At 71.5% G+C, this 16,585-nt stretch carries 14 protein-coding genes; 12 read left to right on the top strand and 2 right to left on the bottom strand.

Annotated features, from left to right (window positions below):
• Positions 1 to 83 precede the first annotated feature (83 nt).
• Positions 84 to 3,050 (bottom strand): excinuclease ABC subunit UvrA, encoded by a 2,967-nt coding sequence (gene uvrA, locus EBN88_RS00880; RefSeq protein ID WP_122181822.1) that lies wholly within the window; start codon positions 3,048 to 3,050, stop codon positions 84 to 86.
• A gap of 234 nt (positions 3,051 to 3,284) precedes the next feature.
• Between uvrA and EBN88_RS00875 the strand changes: the two genes are divergently transcribed.
• The 12 genes from EBN88_RS00875 to pgi all read left to right on the top strand — a co-directional run bounded on the left by EBN88_RS00875 (position 3,285) and on the right by pgi (position 15,832).
• On the top strand, positions 3,285 to 3,974 hold the full coding sequence (locus EBN88_RS00875; RefSeq protein WP_122181821.1) for a maleylpyruvate isomerase family mycothiol-dependent enzyme: 690 nt from the start codon (positions 3,285 to 3,287) through the stop codon (positions 3,972 to 3,974).
• Between the two features lie 107 nt (positions 3,975 to 4,081).
• Positions 4,082 to 4,738, top strand: a complete 657-nt coding sequence (locus EBN88_RS00870; protein ID WP_122181820.1) for an MBL fold metallo-hydrolase — start codon at positions 4,082 to 4,084, stop codon at positions 4,736 to 4,738.
• A gap of 66 nt (positions 4,739 to 4,804) precedes the next feature.
• Positions 4,805 to 6,775 carry an excinuclease ABC subunit UvrC gene (uvrC, locus tag EBN88_RS00865; protein ID WP_122181819.1) on the top strand — a complete coding sequence of 657 codons (1,971 nt, stop codon included), beginning with the start codon at positions 4,805 to 4,807 and terminating at the stop codon, positions 6,773 to 6,775.
• A 66-nt stretch (positions 6,776 to 6,841) separates the two neighbouring features.
• Positions 6,842 to 7,762, top strand: coding sequence for an RNase adapter RapZ (rapZ, locus tag EBN88_RS00860; protein ID WP_233580357.1), 921 nt, complete (start codon positions 6,842 to 6,844; stop codon positions 7,760 to 7,762).
• Positions 7,763 to 7,765: 3 nt separating this feature from the next.
• The gene (locus tag EBN88_RS00855) at positions 7,766 to 8,848 is read left to right on the top strand and encodes a gluconeogenesis factor YvcK family protein (protein WP_122181818.1); all 1,083 of its coding nucleotides are present in this window, start codon (positions 7,766 to 7,768) and stop codon (positions 8,846 to 8,848) included.
• The gene (gene whiA, locus EBN88_RS00850) at positions 8,839 to 9,816 is read left to right on the top strand and encodes a DNA-binding protein WhiA (protein ID WP_122181817.1); all 978 of its coding nucleotides are present in this window, start codon (positions 8,839 to 8,841) and stop codon (positions 9,814 to 9,816) included. Before EBN88_RS00855 ends, whiA begins: the two co-directional genes overlap by 10 nt.
• A 162-nt stretch (positions 9,817 to 9,978) precedes the next feature.
• Positions 9,979 to 10,983, top strand: a complete 1,005-nt coding sequence (gene gap, locus EBN88_RS00845) for a type I glyceraldehyde-3-phosphate dehydrogenase (protein WP_122181816.1) — start codon at positions 9,979 to 9,981, stop codon at positions 10,981 to 10,983.
• A 158-nt stretch (positions 10,984 to 11,141) separates the two neighbouring features.
• Positions 11,142 to 12,344: a phosphoglycerate kinase gene (locus EBN88_RS00840; protein WP_122181815.1), complete on the top strand. Its 1,203-nt coding sequence runs from the start codon at positions 11,142 to 11,144 to the stop codon at positions 12,342 to 12,344.
• An 84-nt stretch (positions 12,345 to 12,428) separates the two neighbouring features.
• Complete coding sequence (tpiA, locus tag EBN88_RS00835; protein WP_122181814.1) at positions 12,429 to 13,205, top strand: triose-phosphate isomerase; 777 nt, start codon at positions 12,429 to 12,431, stop codon at positions 13,203 to 13,205.
• A gap of 139 nt (positions 13,206 to 13,344) precedes the next feature.
• The gene (gene secG, locus EBN88_RS00830; protein ID WP_122181813.1) at positions 13,345 to 13,575 is read left to right on the top strand and encodes a preprotein translocase subunit SecG; all 231 of its coding nucleotides are present in this window, start codon (positions 13,345 to 13,347) and stop codon (positions 13,573 to 13,575) included.
• Positions 13,576 to 13,658: 83 nt separating this feature from the next.
• The gene (locus EBN88_RS00825) at positions 13,659 to 13,994 is read left to right on the top strand and encodes an RNA polymerase-binding protein RbpA (RefSeq protein ID WP_122181812.1); all 336 of its coding nucleotides are present in this window, start codon (positions 13,659 to 13,661) and stop codon (positions 13,992 to 13,994) included.
• A 176-nt stretch (positions 13,995 to 14,170) separates the two neighbouring features.
• On the top strand, positions 14,171 to 15,832 hold the full coding sequence (pgi, locus tag EBN88_RS00820) for a glucose-6-phosphate isomerase (protein ID WP_122181811.1): 1,662 nt from the start codon (positions 14,171 to 14,173) through the stop codon (positions 15,830 to 15,832).
• 31 nt (positions 15,833 to 15,863) lie between these two features.
• Here the strand turns inward: pgi and pgl are convergent, their stop codons facing one another.
• Positions 15,864 to 16,568: a 6-phosphogluconolactonase gene (gene pgl / locus EBN88_RS00815; RefSeq protein WP_233580366.1), complete on the bottom strand. Its 705-nt coding sequence runs from the start codon at positions 16,566 to 16,568 to the stop codon at positions 15,864 to 15,866.
• Positions 16,569 to 16,585 lie beyond the last annotated feature (17 nt).

The raw sequence follows: 16,585 nt of genomic DNA, 5'->3' as shown, positions 1-16,585 counted from the left end.
CCCAGCGGCTCAGCGTTCCAAGGGAGTTGACCGGGTGCCAGGGGTCGACCAAGAACTCCCGGGAAACAGCGTGGTCGAACAGCTCAGCGTTTGGCGGCGGCTCGCTTCTTGGCGGGCCGGGCGGCGCCGCCGGTCGAGGAGGCCGCCGAGGCGGCGGACGTTTTCCGCGTCGACCTGCGGCGGTTGGCCGCCGGCGCGGCGTCGCTGACCGCGTCGCCCAGGATGTCCCGCAGGAACTTGCCGGTGTGGCTGGCCGGCACCGCCGCGACCTGCTCCGGGGTGCCCTCGGCGATCAGCTGCCCGCCGGCGAACCCGCCCTCGGGGCCCATGTCCAACACCCAGTCGGCGGTCTTGATCACATCGAGGTTGTGCTCGATGACGACCACCGTGTTGCCCTTGTCCACCAGGTCGGAGAGGACCGAGATCAGCTTGCGGATGTCCTCGAAGTGCAGCCCGGTGGTGGGCTCGTCCAGCACGTAGACCGTGCTGCCGGTGGCCCGCTTCTGCAACTCGGAGGCCAGCTTGACGCGTTGCGCCTCGCCGCCGGAGAGGGTGGGCGCGGGCTGCCCGAGGCGGACATAGCCCAGGCCCACGTCGTTGAGGGTGCGCAGATGACGGGCGATGGCCGGCACCGCCGCGAAGAAGTCCAGCGCCTCCTCGATCGGCATGTCCAGCACCTCGGCGATGGACTTGCCCTTGTAGTGCACCTCCAGGGTCTCCCGGTTGTACCGGGCGCCGTGGCAGACCTCGCAGGGCACATAGACGTCCGGCAGGAAGTTCATCTCGATCTTGATCGTGCCGTCGCCCGAGCAGTTCTCGCAGCGGCCGCCCTTGACGTTGAACGAGAAGCGCCCCGGCTGGTACCCCCGGACCTTGGCCTCCATGGTCTCGGCGAACAGCCGCCGCACATGGTCGAAGACGCCGGTGTAGGTGGCCGGGTTGGACCGGGGGGTGCGGCCGATCGGCGACTGGTCGACATGGACCACCTTGTCCACCAGGTCGTCCCCGGTGACCCGGGTGTGCCGCCCGGGGACCGCCTTGGCGCCGTTCAACTCCCGGGCCAGATGGGTGTAGAGGATGTCGTTGACCAGGGTGGACTTCCCCGATCCCGACACCCCGGTGACCGCCGTCAGCAGCCCCACCGGGAAGCTGACGTCGATCCCGCGCAGGTTGTGCTCGCGGGCGCCGTGCACCGTGATCATCCGGTCCGGGTCCAGCGGGCGCCGCTGCGCCGGGATCGGGATCGTCCGCGCGCCGGAGAGGTACTGCCCGGTCAGGGACTCCTCGTTGGTCAGCAGGCCGGCCAGGCTGCCGCTGTGCACCACGCGGCCGCCGTGCTCGCCGGCGCCCGGGCCGATGTCCACCACCCAGTCCGCCGTCTTGATGGTGTCCTCGTCGTGCTCGACGACGATCAGCGTGTTCCCCAGGTCGCGCAGCCGGACCAGGGTCTCGATCAGCCGGTGGTTGTCCCGCTGGTGCAGGCCGATGGACGGCTCGTCCAGCACATAGAGCACCCCGACGAGCCCGGAGCCGATCTGGGTGGCCAGCCGGATGCGCTGCGCCTCACCGCCGGAGAGCGAGCCGGCGGCCCGGTTGAGCGAGAGGTAGTCGAGGCCCACGTCCACCAGGAACCGCAGCCGCTCGTTGACCTCCTTGAGGACCCGCTCGGCGATCTTCTTCTCGCGGGCGGTCAGCTCCATCCGGCCGAGGAACTCGGCGCACTCGCTGATCGACATGCCCGCGACCTCGGCGATGGAGCGCCCCTCGACGGTGACCGCCAGCACCAGCGGCTTGAGCCGGGTGCCCTGGCAGGCCGGGCAGGGCACCTCGCGCATGTACCCCTCGAAGCGCTCGCGCCCCGAGTCCGTCTCGGCCTCCGCGTGCCGCCTGCGGATGAACGGCAGCACGCCCTCGAAGGCCGTGGTGTACGCCCGCTCCTGGCCGTGGCGGTTCTCGTAGCGGACCTCGATCTTGGTCTTGTGCCCGTTGAGCAGGGCCTTCTTCGCGCGCTGCGGCAGTCCCTCCCAGGGGATGTCGGTGCGGAAGTTCAACGCGTCGCCGAGGGCGCCGATCAGCAGGTTGAAGTACCCCTTGGTGTGGCCGTGCGACCAGGGGTGGATCGCCCCCTCCTCCAGGGTCTTCTCCGGGTCGGGGATGATCAGCTCCGGGTCGACCTCCATCCGGGTGCCGATGCCGGTGCACTCCGGGCAGGCGCCGAACGGGGAGTTGAACGAGAAGGAGCGCGGCTCCAACTCCTCGAAGGAGAGGTCGTCGTACGGGCAGTACAGGTGCTCCGAGTACATCCGCTCCCGCTGCGGGTCGTCCTCGGGGAGGTCCACGAAGTCCAGGATGACCATCCCGCCGGAGAGGCCCAGGGCCGTCTCCACCGAGTCCGTCAGCCGCCGCTTGGCGCTCTCCTTGACGGTCAGCCGGTCCACCACCACCTCGATGGTGTGCTTCTCCTGCTTCTTCAGCTTGGGCGGGTCGGAGAGCTGGACCGTGGCGCCGTCCACCCGGGCGCGGCTGTACCCCTTGGCCTGGAGGTCGGCGAACAGGTCGACGAACTCGCCCTTGCGCTCGCGCACCAGCGGCGAGAGCACCTGGAACCTGCTGCCCTCGGCCAGGCCCAGCACCTTGTCCACGATGGCCTGGGGCGACTGCCGGGCGATCGGGCGCCCGCACTCCGGGCAGTGCGGCTTGCCGATCCTGGCGAAGAGCAGCCGGAGGTAGTCGTAGACCTCCGTGATGGTGCCCACGGTGGAGCGCGGGTTGCGCGACGTGGACTTCTGGTCGATGGAGACCGCCGGGGACAGGCCCTCGATGAAGTCCACGTCCGGCTTGTCCATCTGGCCCAGGAACTGCCGGGCGTACGCGGACAGCGACTCGACGTATCGCCGCTGGCCCTCGGCGAAGATCGTGTCGAAGGCGAGCGAGGACTTGCCCGATCCCGACAGCCCGGTGAAGACGATGAGCGAGTCGCGGGGCAGGTCGAGCGAGACATTCCTGAGATTGTGCTCGCGAGCGCCACGAACGATGAGTCGGTCGGCCACGCCGGATGGCACCTTTCGTTGGTCGAGGGGGAAGCTCGCGCCTCGCGAGCGACCCATCCCAGGGTATGGGGGACCTCTGACAATCGTCGCCGAGTGCCGGAGAGGCTGCCCCGCAGCCTATAGCACGTGCGTTCGATTGCGGACCGTTTCCCGGCAGGATGGCCGGTCGGAAGCCTCCGATTCACCCGAAGGTGTGGCGTGGTCCCGCCGGCGGGCAGGGCATAGCGTGAGGCCATGACCCGAGTCGCAACCGAACTCGCCGCCCTCAGGGACGCCACCGACCGGCTCCTGGACACCGCCGCCACCCTCACCGAGGCGACCGTGGCCGGCCCGTCCCGGCTCCCCGGCTGGACGCGCGGCCATGTGCTGGCCCACCTCGCCCGCAACGCCGACGCCCTCGTCAACGTGCTCGAAGGCCGTCCGATGTACCCCGACGAGACCACCAGGAACGCCGACATCGCCCGCGACGCCGACCGCCCGCTCGCCGCACACCTCGCCGACCTGCGGGACAGCTCGGCCCGCTTCCTGGCCGCCGCGTCGGCCCTCGACGAGGGCGACTGGGAGCGCCGCGTCACCCTGCGCAACGGCATCACCGACCGCGCCGCGAGCCTCCCGTTCCGCCGCCGGGTCGAGGTCGAGCTGCACCGGATCGACCTCGACGCCGGGCCGACCGTGGCCGACCTGCCCGGCTCCTTCCTCGACCCGGCCGTGGCGTATCTCACCGCCCGCTACGCCGGCCACCCCGGGCTGCCGGCCCTGGAACTGCGCGCCGAGGACGGCCGCAGCTGGCGCACCGGCGCCTCGACCGGCGAGCCGCGCCTGGTCGTCGGCACCCCGGCCGCGCTGGTCGGCTGGCTCAGCGGCCGTACGTCCGGCTCCGGCCTGACCTCAAACGAGCCGCTGCCCGAGCCGCCACCCCTCTGACCCCGGCGCCCCACCGACCCTTCCGCCCCGTGGTCCGTGGTCCGTGAGCCGCCGACCCGCCGTCCCTTCCCCGGTCGTCCGAGAGGTCGTCTGAGAGACTGCCGCCCATGGCGTACACCGGAGACGTACGGGTCGGCGGACCCCCCGACGTGCACGAGCTGGCCCACCTGGTCATCACCAAGATCGCCGTGGGCCCCATGGAGAACAACGCCTACCTGCTGCGCTGCCGCGCCACCGGCGAGCAGCTGCTGGTCGACGCGGCGGCCGAGGCGCCCCGACTGCTCGAACTGGTCGGTGCCGACGGCCTGGTGGGCGTCGTCACCACCCACCGCCACGCCGACCACTGGGGCGCGCTGGCCGAGGTGGTCGAGGCGACCGGGGCGCCCACCCACGCCGGCCGCCACGACGCCGACGGCATCCCCGTCCCGACCCGCGTGCTCGTCGACGACGGGGACCACATCACCTTCGGCCGCCGCGAACTCACCGCCCGTCACCTGGTCGGCCACACCCCGGGCTCCATCGCCCTCGTCTACGACGACCCCGAAGGACACCCCCATCTCCTCACCGGCGACAGCCTCTTCCCCGGCGGCGTGGGCAACACCCACGGCGATCCGGACGCGTTCGCCAGCCTCCTGCGGGACGTCGAGAGCAAGCTCTTCGCCCAACTCCCCGACGAGACCTGGGTCTACCCGGGCCACGGCGCGGACACCACACTCGGCGCCGAGCGACCCGCCCTGCCCGAGTGGCGCGAGCGCGGTTGGTAGCCGGAACGCCCGCGCTCACCCTGCGTGGTGTGCTCACTGTCAGTGGGCGGCAGTAGGGTTGCCGTCATGGCCGATCCCTCCAGCTACCGCCCGAGGCCCGGTGAGATCCCCGACTCGCCCGGCGTCTACCGGTTCCGCGACGAACACCGCAGGGTGATCTACGTCGGGAAGGCGAAAAGCCTGCGTCAGCGCCTGTCCTCGTACTTCCAGGACCTCTCCGGGCTGCACCCGCGCACCGCCACCATGGTCACCACGGCCGCATCCGTGGAGTGGACGGTGGTCGGCACCGAGGTCGAGGCGCTCCAGCTGGAGTACTCCTGGATCAAGGAGTTCGACCCCCGATTCAACGTCAAGTACCGCGACGACAAGAGCTATCCGTCACTCGCGGTCACGATGAACGAGGAGTTCCCCCGGGTCCAGGTGCTGCGTGGCGCCAAGCGCAGGGGCGTGCGGTACTTCGGCCCCTACGCCCACGCCTGGGCCATCCGCGAGACGGTCGACCTGCTGCTGCGGGTCTTCCCCGTCCGCACCTGCTCGGCCGGCGTCTTCAAGCGCGCCGCCGCCATCGGCCGCCCCTGCCTCCTGGGCTACATCGACAAGTGCTCGGCCCCCTGCACCGGCCGGATCACCCCCGAGGACCACCGCGCCCTGGCCGACGAGTTCTGCGACTTCATGGCCGGCCGCACCGGCGCCTACCTGCGGCGTCTTGAGGTGGAGATGCACGAGGCCGCCGAGGCCCTGGAGTACGAGCGGGCCGGCCGGCTGCGGGACGACATCGAGGCGCTGCGCCGCGCCATGGAGAAGAACGCGGTGGTCCTCGCCGACGCCACCGACGCCGACCTGATCGCCCTCGCCGAGGACGAGCTGGAGGCGGCCGTGCAGATCTTCCACGTGCGCGGCGGCCGGGTCCGTGGCCAGCGCGGCTGGGTCACCGACCGGGTGGCGAACGTCACCACGGGCGACCTGGTGGAGAGCGCCCTCCAGCAGCTCTACGGCGAGGAGACCGGCGAGAACGTTCCGCGCGAGGTGCTGGTCCCCGCGCTGCCCGAGCCCGCCGAGCCGGTCACCGACTGGCTCACGCAGCGGCGCGGCTCCCGGGTCAGCCTGCGCGTCCCCCAGCGCGGCGACAAGCGGGACCTGATGGCCACCGTCGAGCGGAACGCGCAGCAGGCCCTGGCCCTGCACAAGACCAAACGCGCCTCCGACCTCACCACCCGCTCCCGCGCGCTGGAGGAGATCGCCGAGCACCTCGGGCTGGACTCGGCGCCGCTGCGCATCGAGTGCTTCGACATCTCCCATCTCCAGGGCGACGACGTGGTGGCCTCCATGGTCGTCTTCGAGGACGGCCTCGCGAGGAAGAGCGAGTACCGCCGCTTCCAGATCAAGAGCTTCGCCGGCCAGGACGATGTGCGGGCCATGCACGAGGTGGTCTCCCGCCGCTTCCGCCGCTATCTGCGGGAGCGCGAGCGCACCGGCGAGTGGGCGGTCGAGGAGGGCACCGAGGAGTACGCGGCCCCCACCGAGGAGAACGGCCGGCCGAAGCGGTTCGCCTACCCGCCGCAGCTGGTCGTGGTGGACGGTGGCCAGCCACAGGTGGCCGCCGCCCGCCGGGCGATGGACGAGCTGGGCATCGACGACGTCGCCGTGTGTGGTCTGGCCAAACGCCTGGAGGAGGTCTGGCTCCCCGGCGAGGACGACCCGGTGATCCTGCCGCGCACCAGCGAGGGGCTCTACCTGCTCCAGCGGGTCCGGGACGAGGCGCACCGCTTCGCGATCCGCTATCAGCGCGGAAAGCGGTCACAATCGATAAGAAAGGGTCCCCTCGACGCCATCCCTGGCCTTGGGGAGACCCGCAAGAAGGCGCTGCTCAAGCACTTCGGCTCGGTCAAGCGACTCCGCGCGGCCACCGTCGAGGAGATCAGCGAGGTGCCCGGCATAGGCCGCAGGACCGCCGAGACGGTCGCGGCGGCCCTCTCCGGTCAGGCCACGACCACCCCCACGGTCAACACGGCCACCGGCGAGATCGTCGAGGACTGAGCGAGCGCGGAAGAGGCCACTGACAACGCCCCACATCACCGAAGGACAGGCGGGGGATTGAGCGAGATGAGCGAACACGGCAGAGACGAGGAACCGACCACCCCGCCCGGCGGGGAGGAGGCCGCGACCACTCCCGAGCTGGTGATCATCTCCGGGATGTCGGGCGCCGGCCGGTCCACGGCGGCCAAGTGCCTGGAGGATCTCGGCTGGTTCGTGGTGGACAACCTCCCCCCGGCCCTGATCCCCACCATGGTCGACCTCGGCGCCCGCTCCCAGGGCAACGTGGCCAGGATCGCCGTGGTGGTCGACGTGCGCGGGCGCGGCTTCTTCGACAACCTGCGGGAGTCCCTGACCGATCTGGAGACCAAGGGCGTCACCCGGCGCATCGTCTTCCTGGAGGCGTCGGACAACGCGCTGGTCCAGCGGTTCGAGTCGGTCCGCCGCCCGCACCCGCTCCAGGGCGACGGACGGATCGTGGACGGCATCGCCGCCGAACGCGACCTGCTGCGGGAGCTGCGCGGCGACGCCGACCTGGTGATCGACACCTCCAACCTCAACGTCCACGAGCTGCGCGCCAAGATGGACGCCCAGTTCGCCGGAGGCGACGAGCCGGAGCTGCGGGCCACCGTGATGTCCTTCGGCTACAAGTACGGGCTCCCGGTGGACGCCGACCACGTCGTGGACTGCCGCTTCCTGCCCAACCCGCACTGGGTGCCCGAGCTGCGTCCCTACACGGGCACCAGCGACGAGGTCGCCGGGTACGTCTTCAACCAGCCCGGCGCCAAGGAGTTCCTCGACCGGTACGCGGAGCTGCTCCAGCTGGTGGCGGCCGGGTACCGGCGCGAGGGCAAGCGCTATGTGACCATCGCCGTCGGCTGCACCGGCGGCAAGCACCGCAGCGTGGCCATGTCCGAGCGGCTGGCCCGCCGGCTGGCGGCGGAGGGAGTGGAGACCGTGATCGTCCACCGGGACATGGGACGCGAGTAGCCGATGCCACGGAAGGGTGCGAGACAGCGGCGGGCGGCCGGCGGCGGGTCCCCCGTGCTGGGCCGCCGCGTCGGCCGCACGGTGCGCGGCGTCCGGCGGGGCGCGCAGCCGAAGGTGGTGGCGCTGGGCGGCGGCATGGGCCTGTCCGCCTCGCTCACCGCGCTGCGGCGGATCACCGGCGACCTCACCGCCGTCGTCACCGTCGCCGACGACGGGGGGTCCAGCGGCCGGCTCCGCGACGAGTTGGGCGTCCTGCCGCCCGGCGACCTGCGCAAGGCGCTGGCCGCGCTCTGCGGCGACGACGAGTGGGGGCGCACCTGGTCGGAGGTGATCCAGCACCGCTTCCAGAGCGAGGGCGCCCTCCACGACCACGCCGTGGGAAATCTCCTGATCGTCGCGCTCTGGGAGCAGTTGGGCGACCACGTCGGCGCGCTCGACCTGGTGGGCAAGCTGTTGGGCGCGCACGGCAGGGTGCTGCCGATGTCCGCCGTGCCGCTGGCCCTTGAGGCGCTGGTGCTCGGTCATGACCCGGCCAGGCCGGGCGAGTTGGCGCGGGTGCGCGGGCAGGCGGCGGTGGCGTTGACCCCGGGCGAGGTGCGTGAGGTGATGCTGGTGCCCAGCGACCCGCCGGCCGTGCCGGAGGCGGTGGCCGCCGTGCTCGACGCCGACTGGGTGGTTCTGGGCCCGGGTTCGTGGTTCTCCTCCGTCATCCCCCATCTGCTGGTGCCCGAGTTGCTCGACGCCCTGGTCAGCACGAAGGCCCGCAGGGTCCTGTCGCTGAACCTCGCGCCCCAACCCGGCGAAACTGATGGCTTCTCACCGCAGCGTCATGTGGAGGTTTTGGTACAACACGCCCCTAAACTCGCCTTTGACGTGGTGCTGGCCGATCGGGCCGCCGTCCCGGACGGAGAGAGCCTGAGCAGGGCCGCCGCCGAGCGACTGGGGGCCGAGGTGGTGCTGGCCCCGGTGGCCGCGAACGGTGGTTCGGGTCCCGGCGCCAGCTCGGCCCGGCACGATCCCGAGCTTCTGGCCGCCGCGTATGACCGTGTTTTTCGGATGCATGGAAGGATCGGCCCATGGCGATGACGGCCGCGGTGAAGGACGAGATCTCCCGTCTTCCCGTCACCCGCACCTGCTGCCGCAAGTCGGAGGTGTCGTCGATCCTGCGCTTCGCGGGTGGTCTCCACCTGGTCAGCGGGCGGATCGTGATCGAGGCGGAGCTGGACACCGGCATCGCCGCCCGGCGGCTGCGCCGGGACATTCTGGAGATCTTCGGGCACTCCTCCGACCTCGTGGTGATGGCCCCCGGCGGGCTGCGCCGAGGCAGCCGCTACGTGGTCAGGGTGGTCGCCGGCGGTGACCAGCTGGCCCGGCAGACCGGGCTGGTCGACGGCCGGGGGCGTCCCATCAGGGGCCTGCCGCCCCAGGTGGTCTCGGGGGCCACCTGCGACGCGGAGGCCGCCTGGCGCGGGGCGTTCCTGGCGCACGGCTCGCTCACCGAGCCGGGACGTTCCTCCTCCCTGGAGGTCACGTGCCCGGGCCCCGAGGCCGCCCTCGCCCTGGTCGGCGCCGCCCGCCGGCTCCAGATCGGGGCCAAGGCGCGCGAGGTGCGCAGCGTTGACCGGGTCGTGGTCAGGGACGGTGACGCGATCGGCGCGCTGTTGACGCGTCTCGGCGCGCACGAGTCGGTGCTGGCCTGGGAGGAGCGGCGGATGCGCCGCGAGGTGCGGGCCACCGCCAACCGCCTGGCCAACTTCGACGACGCCAACCTCCGCCGCTCCGCCAGGGCCGCCGTGGCCGCCGGCGCCCGCGTGCAACGCGCGTTGGAGATCCTCGGCGAGGAGGTCCCCGACCACCTGGCGGCGGCCGGGAGGCTCCGGATGGAGCACAAGCAGGCCTCGTTGGAGGAGTTGGGCGCGCTCGCCGACCCGCCGCTCACCAAGGACGCCGTGGCCGGCCGCATCAGGCGGCTGTTGGCGATGGCCGACAAGCGGGCGCAGGACCTGGGCATTCCCGGCACGGAGTCGAACCTCACCGAGGAGATGGTCGGCTGAACGCCCGCGCCCCCGGGCGGGGCCCGTTGACCACGGCCCGAACACGCCTGGCCGATGTCACCGGGAGGACTCGGGCGCGGTAGGGTCGGGAGCGGTCGGGGACATCCCAATACAGCATCGTCGGTGTCTGTTTCACCGGCGTACCAACGAGGAGATCGGTTCGTGACGATCCGCGTAGGAATCAACGGCTTTGGCCGTATCGGTCGCAACTACTTCCGCGCGCTCCTTGAACAGGGGGCGGATGTCCAGATCGTCGGTGTCAACGACCTGACCGACAACGCCACCCTGGTGCATCTGCTGAAGTACGACAGCATCCTCGGCCGCCTCAAGGAGCCGGTCAGCCACACCGAGGACACCATCACGGTCGGCAACCAGACCTTCAGGACGCTCGCCGAGCGCGACCCGGCGAAGCTGCCCTGGGCCGAGCTGGGCGCCGACATCGTGATCGAGTCGACCGGCATCTTCACCAAGCGCGAGGACGCCGCCAAGCACCTCGCCGCCGGCGCCAAGAAGGTCATCATCTCCGCCCCGGCGAAGAACGAGGACATCACCATCGTCGTCGGGGTCAACCAGGACCAGTACGACCCGGCCGCGCACGACGTCATCTCCAACGCCTCGTGCACCACCAACTGTGTGGCCCCGATGGCCAAGGTCCTCGACGAGAGCTTCGGCATCGTCAAGGGCATGATGACCACGGTCCACGCCTACACCAACGACCAGCGCATCCTCGACTTCCCGCACAAGGACCTGCGCCGCGCCCGGGCCGCCGCCGAGAACATCATCCCCACCACCACCGGTGCCGCCAAGGCCACCGCGCTGGTGCTCCCGCAGCTCAAGGGCAAGCTGGACGGCATCGCGATGCGCGTCCCCGTGCCCACCGGCTCGGTGACCGACCTGGTGGTCGAGCTGGACCGCGAGGTCACCAAGGAAGAGGTCAACGCGGCGTTCAAGACCGCCGCCGAGAGCCAGCTCAAGGGCATCCTGGAGTACACCGAGGACCCGATCGTCTCCTCGGACATCGTCAACTGGCCGGCCTCCTGCACCTTCGACTCCTCGCTCACCATGAGCCAGGGCAAGCAGGTCAAGATCGTCGGCTGGTACGACAACGAGTGGGGCTACTCCAACCGTCTGGTGGACCTCACCGTCTACGTCGGCGAGCGGCTCTGACGCTCCGCTGAGCGCGGCGCCGACCGGCCGCCGGAATGGCAGGTCAAAGGGCCCGTGGAGCGCGCACCGCGCTCGGCGGGCCCTCGCGCGTGGCCGGCGCGTCCTCGCCTCGCGGACAGGAGCGGGTCATCCGAGAGCCTCTAGGAGTCCAGACAACCATGAAGACCACTGACGATCTGACGGTCGCCGGGCGGCGGGTGTTCGTCCGCGCCGACCTCAACGTCCCGCTCGCCGACGGGACCATCACCGACGACGGCCGCATCAGGGCCGCCGTGCCGACCATCCGCGGGCTGCTCGACGCGGGCGCCCGGGTCGTCGTCGCCTCGCACCTCGGCCGCCCCAAGGGCGCGCCCGACCCGGCGTACTCGCTGGCCCCCGTCGCCCGCCGGCTCGGCGAACTCCTCGGCCAGGACGTCGCGTTCGCCGCCGACACCGTGGGCGACAGCGCCCGCGAGACGGTCGCCGGGCTGGCCGACGGGCAGCTGGCGCTGCTGGAGAACCTCCGGTTCAACGCGGGGGAGACCAGCAAGGACGACGCCGAGCGCGGCGCGTTCGCCGACCAACTGGCCGCCCTGGCCCACGCCTACGTCGGCGACGGCTTCGGCGCCGTGCACCGCAAGCACGCCTCCGTCTTCGACCTGCCCGCCCGACTGCCGCACGCCGCCGGCGGGTTGATCGCCACCGAGGTCGGCGTCCTGAAGCAGCTCACCGAGGACGTCGCCCGCCCCTACGCGGTGGTCCTCGGCGGCGCCAAGGTCTCCGACAAGCTGGGCGTCATCGACCACCTGCTGGAACGCGCCGACCGCATCCTGATCGGCGGCGGCATGGCCTACACCTTCCTCGCGGCCCAGGGCCACGAGGTCGGCGACTCGCTGCTCCAGTCCGACCAGATCCCGGCCGTGCGCGAGTACCTGCGCCGCGCCGAGGAGAAGGGCGTGGAGTTCGTGCTCCCGGTGGACGTGATCGCCGCCAAGGAGTTCCCCGACCTGCGCACCAAGGCGCCGGCCGGCCCGGTCGAGGTCGCGGCCGACGCCATCCCGGCCGGCCTCCAGGGCCTGGACATCGGCCCGCGCACCCAGGAGCTGTTCGCGGCCAAGGTCGCCGACGCGGCGACCGTCTTCTGGAACGGGCCGATGGGCGTCTTCGAGCACCCCGACTTCGCCGAGGGCACCCGGGCCGTGGCCCAGGCCCTGATCGACAGCCCCGCCTTCACCGTGGTCGGCGGTGGGGACTCGGCGGCCGCCGTCCGGCTCCTGGGCCTGGACGAGAACGGCTTCGGGCACATCTCCACCGGCGGCGGCGCCAGCCTGGAGTACCTGGAGGGCAAGACCCTCCCGGGCTTGGCCGCGCTGGAGGACTGAGATGTCCCGGCGCCGCGACACCACTCCCGGGCGCGAGCGCGCGTCCGGCGCAGCCACCACAGCAGACAGGAAAGGGGCGGGCGCGTGAGTCAGCGCACTCCGCTGATGGCGGGCAACTGGAAGATGAACCTCAACCACCTTGAGGCCATCGCCCACGTCCAGAAGCTCGCCTTCGGCCTCGCGGACAAGGACTTCGACGAGGTCGAGGTGGCCGTGCTGCCACCGTTCACCGACCTGCGCTCGGTGCAGACGCTGGTCGACGGCGACAAGCTCAAGATCAGGTACGGGGCGCAGGACATCTCCGCCTTCGACTCCGGCGCCTACACCGGCGAGATCTCGGGCCCGATGCTGGCCAAGCTGAACTGCTCCTACGCGGTCGTCGGCCACTCCGAGCGCCGGCAGTACCACGGGGAGAACGAGGAGATCTGCAACGCCAAGGTCAAGGCGGCCTACCGGCACGGCATCACCCCGATCCTCTGCGTGGGCGAGCCGCTGGAGGTCCGCAGGGCCGGCGGTCAGGTGCCGCACACCCTGGCGCAGCTCGACGGCGCGCTCGACGGGCTGCCCGCCGAGAGCGCGGCCAGCATCGTGATCGCCTACGAGCCGGTGTGGGCCATCGGCACCGGCGAGGTGGCCACCCCCGACGACGCGCAGGAGGTCTGCGCCGCGATCCGCGCGCGCCTGGCCGAGCTGTACGACGGGCAGCTGGCCGACGGGGTCCGCATCCAGTACGGCGGCTCGGTCAAGTCGGGCAACGTCGCCGCGATCATGGCGCAGCCCGACGTGGACGGCGCGCTGGTCGGCGGGGCCGCACTGGACGCCGAGGAGTTCGTCAAGATCATCAGGTTCCGCGACCAGTAGGCCCTGGGGCCATCCGGGGTCCCAGCCGGTACCCTGTCCGGGAGTCGGCCGCCGGCGCCTCGCGCCGGGGCGGGTCGGCTCCCGGATTCACGCCCGGAATGTCATCCGTTGTCCGTCGTTGCAGAGAGTTGGTCCAGTCGTGGAAACGGCGTTCCAGATCGCCCTGATCGTCTTCAGCGCCCTGCTGGCGCTTCTCGTGCTGATGCACAAGGGCAAGGGCGGCGGCCTCTCCGACATGTTCGGCGGGGGTATGCAGTCCTCCGTCGGCGGCTCGTCCGTCGCCGAGCGGAACCTGGACCGGATCACCGTCGTCGTGGGCCTGGTCTGGGCCGGGATCGTGGTGGTTCTCGGTCTGCTGATGAAGTCATAAGTCAGTAACTCCCAGCACTGGACGTGCGTTGAGCCTTGCATAGACTGAGGACTTCGCAGGATGGCAGGCAGGGAGTAACGACCGTGGCAGGTGGCAACGCGATCCGGGGCAGCCGGGTCGGGGCGGGGCCCATGGGTGAGGCCGAGCGTGGTGAGACCGCGCCCCGGCTGAGGGTCTCCTTCTGGTGCGCGAACGGGCACGAGACACAGCCCAGCTTCGCCAGCGACGCACAGATCCCGGAGACCTGGGACTGTCCTCGTTGTGGTTTCCCGGCAGGCACCGAGCGGGACGATCCGCCCGACCCACCGCGCACCGAGCCCTACAAGACGCATCTGGCCTATGTGCGTGAGCGGCGCAGCGACGCGGACGGCGAGGCCATCCTCGCCGAGGCGCTGGCCAAGCTGCGCGGTGAGATCTGAGAGAACAACCGAGTACATCCCAGCGAGAACGGTCCCTCGGTGCACGGGCCCGGACTCGGCCGAACAGGCCGGGGCCGGGCCCGTGGCCTGTCCGGGGTGCGGCCCCTGGCCGGGCCGCGATCGCTGATCGACTAGCGTGTGCCTCGACGCAAGCACAAGGGATAGCCGAGGCGAACATGACTGAAGGTGGCCGGGTCAGGCTCGATCAACTGCCCGAGTGGAAGGCGCTGGCACAGCACCGCGCCGAACTGGGCGAGGTGAGCCTGCGGGAGCTGTTCGACGGGGACCCGAAGCGGGCCGAACGGTTCGGGCTGACCGTGGGCGGGCTCTTCCTGGACTACTCCAAGCAGCTGGTGACCGACGAAACCCTCCGCCTGCTGCGGGAGTTGGCCGTCGCCACGGACGTGGCCGGGCTGCGCGACGCGATGTTCGGGGGCAAGCGGATCAATGTCACCGAGGACCGCGCGGTGCTGCACACCGCGCTGCGGGCGCCGGCCGACGCGGTGATCGAGGTGGACGGCGAAGTCCGCGAGAATGTGGTGCCGGCCGTGCACGCGGTGTTGGCGCGGCTGTCGGACTTCGCCGAGCGGGTGCGCTCCGGCGACTGGCGCGGGCACACGGGCCGGCGCATCGAGACGGTCGTCAACATCGGCATTGGCGGCTCCGACCTGGGCCCCGCGATGGCGTACGAGGCACTGCTGCCGTACACCGCGCGGGAGTTGGACTTCCGTTTCGTCTCCAACGTGGACGGCGCCGACCTGCACGAGGCGCTGCGCGGGCTGGACCCGGCGACGACGCTGTTCATCGTCGCCTCCAAGACGTTCACCACCATCGAGACCATCACCAACGCCACCTCGGCCCGGAAGTGGCTGCTCGACGGGCTCGGCGGCGACGCCTCGGCCGTCGCCCGGCACTTCGTCGCCGTGTCGACCAACGCCGAGAAGGTCGCGGCCTTCGGCATCGACACGGCCAACATGTTCGAGTTCTGGGACTGGGTCGGCGGCCGGTACTCCTACGACTCGGCCATCGGCCTCTCGCTGCTGATCGCCATCGGACCCGAGCGGTTCCGGGAGATGCTCGACGGGTTCCGGTTGATGGACGAGCACTTCCGCACGGCGCCCGCCGAGGAGAACGCGCCCCTGCTGCTGGGCCTGTTGGGCATCTGGTACGGCGCGTTCTTCGACGCCCAGGCGCACGCGGTGCTGCCCTACAGCCACTACCTCTCGCAGTTCACCGCCTACCTCCAGCAGTTGGACATGGAGTCCAACGGCAAGCGCGTCGACCGGAGCGGAGTGCCCGTCACCTGGCAGACCGGGCCGGTGGTCTGGGGCACCCCCGGCACCAACGGGCAGCACGCGTACTACCAGCTGCTCCACCAGGGCACCAGGCTGATCCCGGCCGACCTGATCGGCTTCGCCCGCCCGGTGGCGGAGCTGGCGCCTGAACTCGCCGAGCAGCACGACCTGTTGATGGCCAACCTGTTCGCGCAGGGCCAGGCGTTGGCGTTCGGCAAGACGCCGGACGAGGTGCGGGCCGAGGGCGTCGCCGAGGAGCTGGTGCCGCACCGGACGTTCCCCGGGAACCGGCCGACGACCACCATCCTGGCCGAGGAGCTGTCGCCGTCCGTGCTGGGCCAGCTGGTGGCGCTCTACGAGCACAAGGTCTTCGTGCAGGGCGCCGTGTGGGACATCGACTCGTTCGACCAGTGGGGCGTCGAGCTGGGCAAGGTGCTCGCCAAGCGGGTCGAGCCGGCGCTGACCGAGGGCGCCGAGGTGCCGGGTCTCGACGCCTCGACCGCCGGGCTGGTCGCCCGTTACCGCGCGCTGCGCGGCAGGTGAGCGACGGCCCCCGGCGGTCTTCGGTCGTGCGTCAGCCGGCCGCCGCCGGGGGCAGCTCGACGGCGGCAGCCTGGTCGACGAGCAGCAGGGTCCGGTCGGTGCCCCGGGCGCCGGCGGCCGGGGTCTCGACCGGGTCGGTGGCGGCCAGGGCGGCTGCCGCCGCCTTCGCCTTGTCGGCGCCGGCCGCCAACAGCCAGACCTGGCGGGCCGCGTTGATCGCGGGCAGGGTCAGGCTCAGCCGGGTGGGCGGCGGCTTGGGTGCCTCGCGCACCGCCACCACCGTCGCCGACCGCTCGCTCACCCCCGGCAGCCCGGGGAAGAGCGACGCCACATGCCCGTCAGGACCGACGCCCAGCAGCACCACGTCGAACGGGTCGGTGGCCCCGGCCAGTTCGGCGGCGTACGCCTCGGCCGCCGCCTCCGCGTCCTCGCCGTAGGGCCCGTCGGACGCCGGCATCACATGGACCCGTCCCGGCTCGACCGGCACCGCGTCCAGCAGGGCCTGGCCGGCCTGGGTGTGGTTGCGGTCCGGGTCGCCCGCCGGCAGGAACCGCTCGTCGCCCCACCACAGGTCCAGCCGCGACCAGTCGACGGCCTCCCTGGCCGGGGCGGCGGCCAGCGCGGCCAGCAGGCCGTTGCCGTTCCGCCCCCCGGTCAGCACCACGGACGCGGAGCCACGGGTGGCCTGGGCGTCCTGGATCGTGGTGATCAGCCGCGCCGCCGTGGCCTCGGCCATCAGCCGCTGGTCCCGGT

It is taken from the genome of Streptomyces triticirhizae, assembly GCF_003696235.1.
GTDB classification, from domain to species: Bacteria; Actinomycetota; Actinomycetes; order Streptomycetales; family Streptomycetaceae; genus Streptomyces; species Streptomyces triticirhizae.
Note: the sequence above shows the minus strand (reverse complement) of the source record. Positions and strands in the feature narration are given on the sequence as shown.

Bases quoted from the DNA above. Each gene is read 5' to 3' on its own strand.
- EBN88_RS00870 (WP_122181820.1), top strand. From the start codon at position 4,082: ATGGCGTACACCGGAGACGTACGGGTCGGCGGACCCCCCGACGTGCAC.
- rapZ (WP_233580357.1), top strand. From the start codon at position 6,842: ATGAGCGAACACGGCAGAGACGAGGAACCGACCACCCCGCCCGGCGGG.
- whiA (WP_122181817.1), top strand. From the start codon at position 8,839: ATGGCGATGACGGCCGCGGTGAAGGACGAGATCTCCCGTCTTCCCGTC.
- pgi (WP_122181811.1), top strand. From the start codon at position 14,171: ATGACTGAAGGTGGCCGGGTCAGGCTCGATCAACTGCCCGAGTGGAAG.
- pgl (WP_233580366.1), bottom strand. From the start codon at position 16,568: ATGGCCGAGGCCACGGCGGCGCGGCTGATCACCACGATCCAGGACGCC.
- EBN88_RS00875 (WP_122181821.1), top strand. From the start codon at position 3,285: ATGACCCGAGTCGCAACCGAACTCGCCGCCCTCAGGGACGCCACCGAC.
- EBN88_RS00855 (WP_122181818.1), top strand. From the start codon at position 7,766: ATGCCACGGAAGGGTGCGAGACAGCGGCGGGCGGCCGGCGGCGGGTCC.
- EBN88_RS00840 (WP_122181815.1), top strand. From the start codon at position 11,142: ATGAAGACCACTGACGATCTGACGGTCGCCGGGCGGCGGGTGTTCGTC.
- uvrC (WP_122181819.1), top strand. From the start codon at position 4,805: ATGGCCGATCCCTCCAGCTACCGCCCGAGGCCCGGTGAGATCCCCGAC.